This window comes from Sinorhizobium sp. CCBAU 05631 (genome assembly GCF_002288505.1).
Classification (GTDB): domain Bacteria; phylum Pseudomonadota; class Alphaproteobacteria; order Rhizobiales; family Rhizobiaceae; genus Sinorhizobium; species Sinorhizobium fredii_C.
The window spans coordinates 1,427,353-1,437,277 of sequence record NZ_CP023063.1 but is presented as its reverse complement, the minus strand read 5'-3'; the positions used below and the strand labels follow the sequence as shown (position 1 = coordinate 1,437,277).

Here is a 9,925-nt window from a genome sequence, read left to right as displayed (position 1 = left end):
TCTTCCCCACCTTCGCGATAGCGGCGGTCACCGCCGCTCACGGCCGTCTTCCTTCCGATTGTTCGATGATTTCGCAGACCTCGCGCTCGTCGATGCCGAGTTCGGCAGCGATCGAATGCGTGTCGCGCTGGCCTTCGCGCCAGAGCTGCAGCACCTGCTCGATGAGGATTTGGCGAGGCAGCGTGCTCACTATTCGACCCTCGCGAGCCGATCGAGATACGTTGCACCTGCCGCCGTCAGCCGCACGTCGTCGCGGCTCTTGCCGACTGCCGCGATGAAACCGGCGGAGAGCGCCTTTTCTCGCGCTTCGCGGTCGGCATTGTTGACGATGGTGTAATGGGAGCCGCCGGCGCGCACGCGGCGCAAGAACGCGATGCAGCGCGGGCCGACCGGCCCGGTGGGAGAAATTTCGCGGTGAGGCTTCATCCGCATCACCCCTCCTCCCCGCCCACCAGCCGCAGGTTCGCGCTCATTCCGCCACGCGCCTTCACCACGGCCGCCATGGCGCGCAGGTCCGACATCGCCTTTTCGAGATTGGCTGCGACGCGATCGACGGCCGTTGCCTCGGTCGGGGTGAAATGCCCGTCGGCGATCGCTACTGCCACGGAGTTCGCAAGCTCGCCGGAAAGGCGCATTACTTCCGCATGCGCCGAGAGCACGTTGACCTCGGACTGACGCTCCGCTTCCGGGTCCGACAGCCGCCGCCCGCTCGCTTCCGCCATGACGGCGGTGATCAGAGGCTGGCGGCAATCGTGCTCCAGCGCCCGAACGGCGCCGATCGGCATCAGGTCAGGGTCATTCGGATTGTTCCACCGCCCCACCTGGCTCTTCGAAAACTCGGTGATCGCGACTGCGCGTTCGATGCCGCCGCAGCGCTCGATCAGGTCGCGCTGCGCAGCTTTGACGCGGTAGATGAAGGCATCGGACATGGCTGTCTCCAGGCAAAGAAAAAGGCTTTCCCGCGCCGGGAAATCCGGCCGGGTTTTCCCGTGGTGGGAATGGTTCGGAAAATGTGAATGTCAGCCCATCAGATCACGGAGGGCCGCATGGGTACGCAGATAGAAAAACAGAGACAGGGACGCGCCGAGGCCTGGCGCGTCCCTGCCAGGTGGCAAGGCCGCCTTTTGGGAGGAGAGGAGCAGAGCCTTGCGGGAACATCGTCATTCCGCCGCCTCCGCCTGAAGAACAGGACGCGGGACGCCGGCTGGCCATTCAGCCTCTTCGGGCCAGTTTACGGAGAACCAGCGCATAGCGGCGTTGAAGCGACCAACGGTGATGTCGCCTCCCGCCCTCATTGCGCCAAGTTTTTTGCTGTCGGAAAAGACGCGGTTGCTCACCGTCTTTTCTTCGACACCCAACAACCGAGCATATTGCTCGCCCAAATGGATAAGGTGATGAATCGTCAACATGGTGCTATAAGCGGTATTTTAACCGCTCATGTCAACGGTATTCTTACCGCTGTCAACATTTCGCTCCGTCGGTCAAAATACCGCTTATGTTAAACGAGATTCTGGAACGAATTGAACGGCGCCTTGAAGTCGTGGGGCTGGAGCCCGCCGTTGCCTCCGTGCGCGCCGGCTTAAGCAAGGACGCCATCCGCAATATTCAGCGCGCCGTGCGCAGTGGAAAGAAGGGCGCGGGCACGTCGACCGAAACGCTCACCCAGCTGGCACCCGTCCTCGAGACGACGGCGGCCTGGCTGATCGAGGGCGTTGATTGCGGCGCCGAAAACTTACCTCCCTCTATGAGGCGCCTTTGGCAGGCGTTCGCTTCTGCTGCAGCCGCACCGGAAATGGTGCGCGACAGAATCGCTCACTTTGCAGAGTATCAACTGGACAACTACGCGAAGTCTCTCGAAACGGCGACAAATCCGGTTTCGTGACTGATCTGCACGCTCCACGTGCCGCCGTGGGCGACCTTCAGGGATTCGGCCAGGGCAGCGGCGCATCTCTCGACCTCAGCCAATGGATCCGGCTCCGGCTCGCATGCGGCAGCCTTCGGCATCGCCGTCGAAGCGAACACACCAACCAATAGCGATCGCCGATCAACATTGAATTGCCGTTCATCTTTTGCATTGGCCTGCTGCACTTGCTCTGCTCCCAGCCTTCACGTCGCATACGGACATGAAGAACATCTTCATTTTTGCCCCGTCAACCGCTTTTCTGTCGGGCAATTCCACATGGCACATTGGTGGCACATTTCGACCATACTTGCACCATTTTCACCGTCGAGGATTTCAGCCATAAGGCGGGAATGCCACAGTCAGAAGACCCAAGACACAATTTGCGGTTACCGACCGAACTGAAAAAGAAGCTGGCGCATTCCGCTGTGGACAACGGTCGGAGCATGAACGCCGAGATATTGGCGAGACTCGATCAGTCTTTCGCGCCAGCGCCCATGCACGAAATCGAAAATCTACTACGATTTGTGGTGGCCTTGCGCGACGAAGAACGCGCAGAAGTTATGGCACTACTGTCGAAGGCCACCACCATTCTCGGTAAACGCTAGACCCTTGACGCAGGCGCGACCGCCGCGTTCTGCTTTCGAGACAGTCCAGGCACTCGCACCCCCTCAGCCGTTAACATTCCGATAACCGCGTTCGGTATTTACCACCGTAGGGCGACGGCTGCCGCGCGCCACATCCAGCGGTAAATTCACGCATACAAACGGCCCGCGGCTCGCCGCGTGGGCGGTTTTTTTACCGTTGCTTCTTGTAAGGCGGTAATTATACCGCTATGGTCTGCCTCGTTCCTCCCGAGGAGAGGGCGCGGAAACAGTTTCAGCATTATCCGCCCCACCCAAGAGAGGCCCAACTCCTTGCCCCTTTTGGAGCCTCTGGCCATGAACGAGCATTTCACCGGTTACCATAAGGCACGGGCCGAAGCCTGCCCGAATCGCTTCTTCGTCGCCTGCGCCATCCTCGCGCTGTCGATCGGATTCCTCATGTCCGCAGCCCTCGCGACCGAAACCGTGCTGCGCAAGGAATGGCAATACGCATCGAAGGCGCGCGTCTGATGCCGCAGCCCGTCATCATCCCTATCGGCAATGACGCCGCCACCCGCCGAGATCGCGCCTTGGCCAGGCCGGAGCCGCTGACCATCTTGCGCGGCCACGATCTGACGATCGCCGAGCGCTCTGCGCTGCTCGATTGCTACGCGACACCGGACCGCACCTTCCTTGAGATCGCCACGACGCACCGCCTCGATCGCGAGCGCCTGCAGGATCTCTGGTTCGATCTCTTTATCCACCCTTCCCGCAACTAAAGGACCGCTTGATGTCTCACATCACCATCCTGCTCGATCAGGCCACCGAGGCGCGCCTGCGCCAGGTCGCCGAAGATTATGGACGCCCCGTCGAGGAGATCGCCTGCCTCACGCTGGCGGAAACCGCCCACGCCGTCTTTGCCTGCACGCCGGAACGCGACCCCGCCGCCGGCATGGCTGTGCTGCACCCGCAGGTGCTTACGTTGGGGGCCGCGCTCTGATGTCCGCATATCTCAAGACCAGGCGCGGCATCATGCCCGCCGAAAGCATCGTCTATCGGGACTGGAAGAAGGGCGTCAGCCGAGCCGAAATGGCCGAGCGCTACGGCGTCACCGAAGGCGGCATAGGCGAATACCTGCGCCGCCGCGTGGAGCGCTGGGCCGCCAAGGCCCCGCCGCAGCTCGCCGACAACACCGGCAAGATCGTCCGCACCGTCATCGCCGTTAGCGACAACGGCTATCGCGAAGTCCAGATCTCGCTCCCGCGCATCTCGATGCACGTCAAGGCGATGGAGGCGCGGGCATGAGCAGCGCGCCCCATACGCATATGGTGGGCCGAGCGCCCGTAACAGACGAGGAACTTGATCGGTGGGCAAAGGTACGGGCGGATGATGCGGGGCATTTGGCCCGTGAACTCATCACGTATCGCCGCGCTACCCCCACACCGCAAACGGTGGGGTCCGAGCCACCGCTTGACTGGTCGAATTTCGAAGGCCCGAAGCGCAACCTCAATTGGAAGCCCGACGATCAGGATCTGATCTACACGGCCATCAACTATCGCGACGACGAATACGGCGATGCCGACGAGGACGTTGGGCAGCAGCTCGTTGAGCGCTTACTTGAAGCGTGGCGGTCAACTGTCGTCGGCGAGAAGCTGACTTTCGATATCTCCGCTCGCCTCCTGAAAGAGCGTGAGGCCGCGAGGCAGGCGCACCGGGAGACGCTTGCGATGACCGGTCTCACGACCGTCGCGATCGAAGATGTCATAGCCGAGCGCCGGCGCCAGGTCGAGGCCGAGGGATGGACGCCGGAGCATGACGACCAGCACGACGATTTCAGCTTGGCGAAGGCCGCGAGCGTCTACGCCGCTGCAGCTGCCGTGGGCCGGGCCGACCGCGCCGTAATGGATCATCGTGGCCTGCAGGGAACCCCGGGCAAGTTGCAGGAGCTCTGGCCGCTCAGCTGGGACATATCTTGGCTGAAGCCGACATCCCGCCGCCGAGACCTGATCAAGGCCGCCGCCCTCATCATCGCCGAGATCGAGCGTCTCGATCGTGCGGAGGGTCCGGCAGATGGACGCTAAGCAGCTCCACATCCTCCAGCACTCGCTAGGGCTTGACCAATATGGACGCGGCGAACCCTACCGGAACCACTTTGTGACCGGCGAAGGCAGCAAGGACCACGCGGATTGCATGGCGCTCGTCGAGCTCGGCTTCATGACGGTGCGGTCCGGCTCCGCCTTGAGCGGAGGCGACGATATTTTCCGCGTCACGGATGCCGGCCGAGCCGCCGTCATCGCGAACAGCCCCGAGCCGCCGAAGATCTCGCGGAGCAAGCAAAGGTACCTCGACTACCTCGAAGCCGATTGCAGCATGTCGTTCATCGACTGGCTGAAATGGAAAACGAGGCATCGCGCGGAGACTAGGCAATGCTGATCTGCCCCCGCTGCAAGCAACGAGTCCTGAACCCCAACTCCTACGGCGAAAGCTCGATCTACCGATCTCGGCATCGGCTGTGCATGCCGTGCTGGGATGCCGAACACGAAGAAATCGAGCGGGAAGGCACAAACAACCTGCCTGAAACCCTCAAGAGCTACGGCCCGGAGAATGACTATGACTGAGCTTTTTCAAATCGCGCAGCGCCTTATCAAGTGGGATACAGATTTCCCAGTCAATTGTCACAACGGATATGTCGGCCTCAAGGAACTAGATCGCATCATTGCCGACGCTAAAGTCGCGCTGACGAAGGCTGGCTTGCCCTGCGTCGACGAGCTCGGAACCCCCGCGCCCGAAGCGAACGCGCAGGGGGGAGTGAGGGAGGCGGGCTTATTTCCAAGTTCACCCGACCTCGTCGCCGATCAGACCTCCAGGCAGGTTGCTGACCCCTCGACAGTATCTTATGCGGGAAGCCATGCGCCCGCAACCGAGGTGCATGTTCCGGAAGCGGAGGCCTTCGACAAAGCTGATTTCTTCTGGCGCACCATGGACCCAGACGATTGCGGCTACAGCCCGGAAGAAGCTCTGAATCGAGGGATGATCGGCCGCTTTTGCGTTTGCGAAGTCGGCAGCAGCTATACCGGCCCGACCCGTTACGGCTTCATCGCGCCCGTCCTCGATCCTGAAAGCGACGATGAGGAGTTCCTTCACTTCGCCACACAGGAAGAAGCCATAGCCGCCGCGAAAGAGCGTCAGGCCGCCACAGAAGCGATGGAGGCCTCGGCTGAATGAGCTACAGCCTGATCAGCAGAACTTTGACCAAGGCCCGAAAAGACCATCAATGCATTTGGTGCTGCTACCCGGTCCTGCTCGGTTCTCATTATGTGCGGGAAATCTCAACCTACGACGGCCATTTTCAGAACTTCGCTTGGCATGAGGCATGCCGGAAGGACGCCGACGATTACTTCGCCAAAACCGGCGACGGGGAGTTCGGTTCGAACAACGAAATGCCGTTCCATGCCCTCTATGAGTTGGAGGTCCGCGCCAATGTCTAGGCTTTTCGGACCCGACTTCATAACGCAGCGCTATTTGCGCCGCTACCCAAACAGCCAGCGCGCCCGGTCTTGGGCCGGCGTCATGGTGCATATCCAGACCGAGAACGGCGTCTGGCGTGACGGCGGCTGCGGCTACACGTGGGCTGGAAAGCCTGACGCGTGGGTTCTTCCTTTTGATGAGGCAGCAAAGCAGATCGATCACTGCGGCCCTGAAAAGATGGGCTGCTTCATTCGTGCCGAACGCACCACCGCGCCCGTATCAAAGGAGGCGGGACAGCCATGAGCAACTCCACGAACCACCGCGCCGCGATCGACGCATTCAACACGGTCTCGGTCAGGACCAAGCTCCTGCCCTTCCGCATCCATTTCGAAGATCCGGAGATCGCCCCGCTCGATCTCGACGCGCGCGACGCCAATGACGCGCGCGAGCTCGCCGCCAAGCGCCGCGGCGTCCCCGCCGGCGCAATCCGCAAGGTCAAGATCATCAGGGAGCAGGCCAATGGCTGAACTCAACAACATCGAGCGGATGCGCGAAAGCACCATCCGCCGCGCAATCGGCCCGACGATCCTTCTCGGTTCCGGCACCTACTTCGATTTTGATGATCCGGAGAATAGCGAGATCACGATCGAGGACGTTGCCTATGGCCTCGGATATGAAGGCCGGTTCGCAGGCCAGTGCGTCAGCCGCATCTTGGGAAAGCGCGCGCTTTACCCAGTCGCACAGCATTGCGTGCTCATGAGCCACGCGGTGGAGCCGAGACTTGCACGCCAGGCGCTGTGGCATGAAGCGGGAGAAGCCGTCTGTGGCGATATGACTGGCCCGCTCAAATCCAAGAACCCATCGTTCAAGGCAGACGAGAAGCGTTGCGAGGCTGCCATCCTTGCGCGCTTCGGGATCAAGATCACTGACCCCGAGGCGATCAAGAGAGCTGACATCCGCATGCTCGCCACCGAGCGGCGCGACCTTCTGCCGTGGAATGGAGAGCGGTGGACCGTCGAAGACTGCGCCCTGCCCTACGATTTCGAAATCATCCCTTGGGACCCGGACACCGCAGCCGAGACATGGCTGCGCCGCGCCAGAGAGCTGGAGGCGTCCCATGGCTGAATTCGCAACGGGTCAAGGCCCGAACTTCACGCGCCTCGCCCAAGCCGTTTCCGAGGCAGTCGCCGAGGCCCAGCGGCGCGGCATGGAGATTGACGAGTGCGCCTCCATCCTTGTCGCCGTCGCCGCCGACTATGGCCGCGCCTCCTATGGCGACCAGTACCTGACGGGATTGGCAGAGATCGTACTCCAGCGCTCCGAAATGCCCTTGCCGTCGATGCGGGAGGTCACCCATGGCTGACGGCACCAAGATCGAATGGACGGACGCCACCTGGAACCCGATCACCGGCTGCGCCGTCGTCTCGCCGGGCTGCACCAATTGCTACGCGATGAAGCTCGCCGGCACGCGGCTGAAGCACCATCCGAGCCGTGAAGGCCTGACGAAGGACAGCAAGGCCGGCCCGGTCTGGACCGGCGAAGTGCGCTTCAACCGCGAATGGCTCGACCAGCCGCTGCGCTGGACGAAGCCGCGCATGATCTTCGTCTGCGCCCATGGCGACCTTTTCGCCGAGGGCGTGCCCGACGAGTGGATCGATCAGATCTTCGCCGTCATGGCGCTTGCACCCCAGCACACATTCCAGGTGCTGACGAAGCGGCCGGAGCGGATGCGCGACTATCTGACCACCAGCCGGCTCGAGTATCGTCTTTCCGCCGCACAGATTAGGCTCGAAATCCCCCCGTCGACGCCCGGCCGCTGGCCGCATATGCCCCTGCCGAACGTTTGGCTTGGCACATCATCGGAAGATCAGATCCGGTACGCATCGCGCTGGCCGTTCATGGAGGAACTGCAAGAGCTGGGATGGCTGACATGGCTGTCGGCCGAGCCGTTGATCGGGCCGCTCAACTTGCGAGTTACACGCCTGCGCCAGGTCGGGCCTGACGGGCGGGTGCATCGATCTCGCCTGCCACAATGGGTGGTCGCCGGCGGCGAAAGCGGCCCCGGCGCCCGGCCGATGCATCCTGATTGGGCGCGCCAGCTGCGCGACCAGTGCTCCGCGGCGGGCGTACCGTTCCTGTTCAAGCAGTGGGGCGCATGGGCGCCTTCTACTCAGGACGAGGCCGCAGGGAACCCTCGCAGCGGCTGGTGCGCAGTTTCCGGAAGACGACCGGCTAAGCGCGCGGAACTATACCCCGAGGCTGGCGCAGCGTTCGTCGCAAACGTCGGCAAGAAAGCCGCCGGGCGCCTCCTCGATGGCATCGAGCACAACGGCTTTCCGGAGGTGCGGCGATGACCCCAACTCCGGAAGTTGTCAAAGCATGGAAGGCCGAAGAGGCGCGCCAGGTGCAGATCCTTGCTGACGCGATCGAGGCGGCAATCCAAGAAACGGCAAAGCAATTCGACGCACCAATGATCAATGCCCTCTGCGGCGCGCTCGTCACGGTGCAGGCAGGGATACTCTCTTCCGTCGCCGATCCGCACAATCGAAAGGAGCTGCGCAAGGCGATGGAGCGTGCGCTTCCTCGAGCACTTGCCGATGCGATCGCCAGAGGTAACGGCCACTGCCAGACAGTCGTGATCGGAGGCGTCCGCCAATGACGAAGCCAGTCCGCCTCCAGCTATCTCGCCGCAAGGGCTTTGATCTTCAGGGCACCAGCCTCGCCGTCAACGGTCTGGCGGCCGTCAAGGTCGATCGCACCACGCACTTCGGAAACCACTATCGCGTCGACCGGGATGAATACGCCACGCCGAGCGCGCGCTGGATGGTTGCGCACCGATGCGTCGAGGCCACGTTTCCGAGCAAGCGCGAGGCTATTGCCGATGCAGTCGAGCGCTTTCGTAAAGACGTTTCGCACACCGGCCCGCACAACAGCCGCCTGATTGATCCGGTCCCGACCAGGACCGATATCATCAAGGCGCTCCGCGGGCGAAACCTCGCATGCTGGTGCAAACCCGGCGCTCCCTGCCATGCCGACGTGCTGCTTGAAATTGCCAATGGCCCGCTTTGCGATGAGGTCGGCCGGTGAAGCAGCCCGAGGCCTCGCCGCAACAGAAGCGCTTCGATGCGATCCGCAACCGGGTCGATCTCGCCTCGCGCGAATGGGGCGTGAGGTCCGATGGCCGCGCGCTTTGCCTGACCGCCGTCGGCGACGAAGTCATCGCGACGATCGTCGTCGGCGCACCCTTTGCCGACAGCGAAATGGTGCTGAACGCACCGGCCGACCTGATCTGGCTGCTCGATGCCTACAGCACCCTTGCGCGCCGCTACCGCGAGCTGCGCGCCCGCCTGGATCAACAGCAGCCGGAACAGAAGGCGAAAGACTACGCCGCCGAGTGCGCGATGAAGTGCAGCGAGCCGGCTTTCAAGAAGTTCCTTGAGGAGCGCCACGGCCTTGCGCGGCCGCTGACCGACGAGCGCGTCGTGACGAAGCTCCGGTCGATCCTCAACATCCGCTCGCGCGCCGAGCTGAACAACGACCCGGCCGCCGCTGCCCGCTGGCAGAACCTGCGCGGCGACTTTGATGCCTGGAGAAGACGATGAGCAGCCGTCGCGATCGCATTCGCGCGAAAATCATGTCGCGCGTTGAAATCAACCCGGTGACCGGCTGCCATGAGTGGACCGGCCCCGACTCCGGTAAGAACGGCCGCGGCAAAGGTTATCCGCGCATGTCTCTCGATGGCCAGACCGTTGCCGTCCATATCGCCATGTGGACGAACGAGCACGGCTACATCCCCGGTAAAAAGGAACTCGACCACTACTGCCGCAACCGCCGCTGTATCCGGCCGGAAAAGGGGCACGTCGAGATGGTCACCCGCAAGGAAAACGCCAAGCGCCGCGAGAAGGCGAAGCGCGGCATGCTCGGTCACAATGGCGGTCCAGCATTCACCTGCGAAGAGATGGAGGCATAAGGC

General features: G+C 62.5%; 25 protein-coding genes. 21 read left to right on the top strand and 4 right to left on the bottom strand.

Features of this window, described 5'->3' with window-relative positions:
• Nucleotides 1-37 precede the first annotated feature (37 nt).
• Genes SS05631_RS31335 through SS05631_RS07160 form a run of 3 tightly spaced genes read right to left on the bottom strand, consistent with a single transcriptional unit; the run spans nucleotide 38 to nucleotide 929 of the window.
• Complete coding sequence (locus tag SS05631_RS31335; protein ID WP_172900172.1) at nucleotides 38-190, bottom strand: hypothetical protein; 153 nt, start codon at nucleotides 188-190, stop codon at nucleotides 38-40.
• On the bottom strand, nucleotides 190-432 hold the full coding sequence (locus tag SS05631_RS07165; RefSeq protein ID WP_050988298.1) for a hypothetical protein: 243 nt from the start codon (nucleotides 430-432) through the stop codon (nucleotides 190-192). Before SS05631_RS07165 ends, SS05631_RS31335 begins: the two co-directional genes overlap by 1 nt.
• Complete coding sequence (locus SS05631_RS07160) at nucleotides 432-929, bottom strand: phage regulatory CII family protein (protein WP_037421941.1); 498 nt, start codon at nucleotides 927-929, stop codon at nucleotides 432-434. The genes SS05631_RS07165 and SS05631_RS07160 overlap by 1 nt, the downstream gene beginning before the upstream one ends.
• Nucleotides 930-1,046: 117 nt before the next feature.
• Between SS05631_RS07160 and SS05631_RS30925 the strand changes: the two genes are divergently transcribed.
• Nucleotides 1,047-1,502: a hypothetical protein gene (locus SS05631_RS30925; RefSeq protein WP_162109134.1), complete on the top strand. Its 456-nt coding sequence runs from the start codon at nucleotides 1,047-1,049 to the stop codon at nucleotides 1,500-1,502.
• Nucleotides 1,496-1,882 (top strand): hypothetical protein, encoded by a 387-nt coding sequence (locus SS05631_RS07150; RefSeq protein ID WP_050988296.1) that lies wholly within the window; start codon nucleotides 1,496-1,498, stop codon nucleotides 1,880-1,882. Before SS05631_RS30925 ends, SS05631_RS07150 begins: the two co-directional genes overlap by 7 nt.
• Here SS05631_RS07150 and SS05631_RS30920 read toward each other — a convergent pair.
• Complete coding sequence (locus tag SS05631_RS30920; RefSeq protein ID WP_157213183.1) at nucleotides 1,840-2,088, bottom strand: hypothetical protein; 249 nt, start codon at nucleotides 2,086-2,088, stop codon at nucleotides 1,840-1,842. The genes SS05631_RS07150 and SS05631_RS30920 overlap by 43 nt on opposite strands.
• Nucleotides 2,089-2,190: 102 nt before the next feature.
• Here SS05631_RS30920 and SS05631_RS07145 point away from each other — a divergent pair, with 102 nt between their 5' ends.
• From SS05631_RS07145 to SS05631_RS07055, 19 genes are all read left to right on the top strand, one after another.
• Nucleotides 2,191-2,508, top strand: a complete 318-nt coding sequence (locus tag SS05631_RS07145; protein ID WP_202947949.1) for an Arc family DNA-binding protein — start codon at nucleotides 2,191-2,193, stop codon at nucleotides 2,506-2,508.
• A 333-nt stretch (nucleotides 2,509-2,841) separates the two neighbouring features.
• Nucleotides 2,842-3,015 (top strand): hypothetical protein, encoded by a 174-nt coding sequence (locus tag SS05631_RS31330; protein ID WP_086022765.1) that lies wholly within the window; start codon nucleotides 2,842-2,844, stop codon nucleotides 3,013-3,015.
• Nucleotides 3,012-3,263 carry a hypothetical protein gene (locus tag SS05631_RS07135; protein ID WP_037422219.1) on the top strand — a complete coding sequence of 84 codons (252 nt, stop codon included), beginning with the start codon at nucleotides 3,012-3,014 and terminating at the stop codon, nucleotides 3,261-3,263. The genes SS05631_RS31330 and SS05631_RS07135 overlap by 4 nt, the downstream gene beginning before the upstream one ends.
• An 11-nt stretch (nucleotides 3,264-3,274) precedes the next feature.
• Nucleotides 3,275-3,484 (top strand): hypothetical protein, encoded by a 210-nt coding sequence (locus tag SS05631_RS07130; RefSeq protein ID WP_037421939.1) that lies wholly within the window; start codon nucleotides 3,275-3,277, stop codon nucleotides 3,482-3,484.
• Nucleotides 3,484-3,789 (top strand): hypothetical protein, encoded by a 306-nt coding sequence (locus tag SS05631_RS07125; protein ID WP_037421936.1) that lies wholly within the window; start codon nucleotides 3,484-3,486, stop codon nucleotides 3,787-3,789. Before SS05631_RS07130 ends, SS05631_RS07125 begins: the two co-directional genes overlap by 1 nt.
• Nucleotides 3,786-4,565 (top strand): hypothetical protein, encoded by a 780-nt coding sequence (locus SS05631_RS07120; protein ID WP_157213182.1) that lies wholly within the window; start codon nucleotides 3,786-3,788, stop codon nucleotides 4,563-4,565. The genes SS05631_RS07125 and SS05631_RS07120 overlap by 4 nt, the downstream gene beginning before the upstream one ends.
• Nucleotides 4,555-4,917 carry a hypothetical protein gene (locus SS05631_RS07115; protein WP_037421930.1) on the top strand — a complete coding sequence of 121 codons (363 nt, stop codon included), beginning with the start codon at nucleotides 4,555-4,557 and terminating at the stop codon, nucleotides 4,915-4,917. Before SS05631_RS07120 ends, SS05631_RS07115 begins: the two co-directional genes overlap by 11 nt.
• Nucleotides 4,911-5,102: a hypothetical protein gene (locus SS05631_RS07110; protein ID WP_037421927.1), complete on the top strand. Its 192-nt coding sequence runs from the start codon at nucleotides 4,911-4,913 to the stop codon at nucleotides 5,100-5,102. Before SS05631_RS07115 ends, SS05631_RS07110 begins: the two co-directional genes overlap by 7 nt.
• The gene (locus SS05631_RS07105; RefSeq protein WP_037421924.1) at nucleotides 5,095-5,709 is read left to right on the top strand and encodes a hypothetical protein; all 615 of its coding nucleotides are present in this window, start codon (nucleotides 5,095-5,097) and stop codon (nucleotides 5,707-5,709) included. The genes SS05631_RS07110 and SS05631_RS07105 overlap by 8 nt, the downstream gene beginning before the upstream one ends.
• Nucleotides 5,706-5,972 (top strand): hypothetical protein, encoded by a 267-nt coding sequence (locus SS05631_RS07100; RefSeq protein ID WP_037421921.1) that lies wholly within the window; start codon nucleotides 5,706-5,708, stop codon nucleotides 5,970-5,972. Before SS05631_RS07105 ends, SS05631_RS07100 begins: the two co-directional genes overlap by 4 nt.
• On the top strand, nucleotides 5,965-6,255 hold the full coding sequence (locus SS05631_RS07095; RefSeq protein WP_037421918.1) for a hypothetical protein: 291 nt from the start codon (nucleotides 5,965-5,967) through the stop codon (nucleotides 6,253-6,255). Before SS05631_RS07100 ends, SS05631_RS07095 begins: the two co-directional genes overlap by 8 nt.
• A gap of 26 nt (nucleotides 6,256-6,281) precedes the next feature.
• The gene (locus SS05631_RS07090; protein WP_050988310.1) at nucleotides 6,282-6,479 is read left to right on the top strand and encodes a hypothetical protein; all 198 of its coding nucleotides are present in this window, start codon (nucleotides 6,282-6,284) and stop codon (nucleotides 6,477-6,479) included.
• Nucleotides 6,472-7,077 carry a hypothetical protein gene (locus tag SS05631_RS07085; protein ID WP_050988293.1) on the top strand — a complete coding sequence of 202 codons (606 nt, stop codon included), beginning with the start codon at nucleotides 6,472-6,474 and terminating at the stop codon, nucleotides 7,075-7,077. Before SS05631_RS07090 ends, SS05631_RS07085 begins: the two co-directional genes overlap by 8 nt.
• Nucleotides 7,070-7,315 carry a hypothetical protein gene (locus SS05631_RS07080; protein ID WP_037421913.1) on the top strand — a complete coding sequence of 82 codons (246 nt, stop codon included), beginning with the start codon at nucleotides 7,070-7,072 and terminating at the stop codon, nucleotides 7,313-7,315. The genes SS05631_RS07085 and SS05631_RS07080 overlap by 8 nt, the downstream gene beginning before the upstream one ends.
• Nucleotides 7,308-8,306, top strand: coding sequence for a phage Gp37/Gp68 family protein (locus SS05631_RS07075; RefSeq protein WP_037421911.1), 999 nt, complete (start codon nucleotides 7,308-7,310; stop codon nucleotides 8,304-8,306). Before SS05631_RS07080 ends, SS05631_RS07075 begins: the two co-directional genes overlap by 8 nt.
• A complete protein-coding gene (locus SS05631_RS07070) occupies nucleotides 8,303-8,611 on the top strand; it encodes a hypothetical protein (protein WP_037421908.1) in 309 nt (102 codons plus the stop codon). The genes SS05631_RS07075 and SS05631_RS07070 overlap by 4 nt, the downstream gene beginning before the upstream one ends.
• Nucleotides 8,608-9,039 (top strand): DUF4326 domain-containing protein, encoded by a 432-nt coding sequence (locus SS05631_RS07065; protein WP_037421905.1) that lies wholly within the window; start codon nucleotides 8,608-8,610, stop codon nucleotides 9,037-9,039. The genes SS05631_RS07070 and SS05631_RS07065 overlap by 4 nt, the downstream gene beginning before the upstream one ends.
• Entirely contained in the window at nucleotides 9,036-9,554 is a 519-nt protein-coding gene (locus tag SS05631_RS07060; protein WP_037421902.1) for a hypothetical protein, read from the top strand. Before SS05631_RS07065 ends, SS05631_RS07060 begins: the two co-directional genes overlap by 4 nt.
• Nucleotides 9,551-9,922: an HNH endonuclease signature motif containing protein gene (locus SS05631_RS07055; protein WP_037421899.1), complete on the top strand. Its 372-nt coding sequence runs from the start codon at nucleotides 9,551-9,553 to the stop codon at nucleotides 9,920-9,922. Before SS05631_RS07060 ends, SS05631_RS07055 begins: the two co-directional genes overlap by 4 nt.
• Nucleotides 9,923-9,925 lie beyond the last annotated feature (3 nt).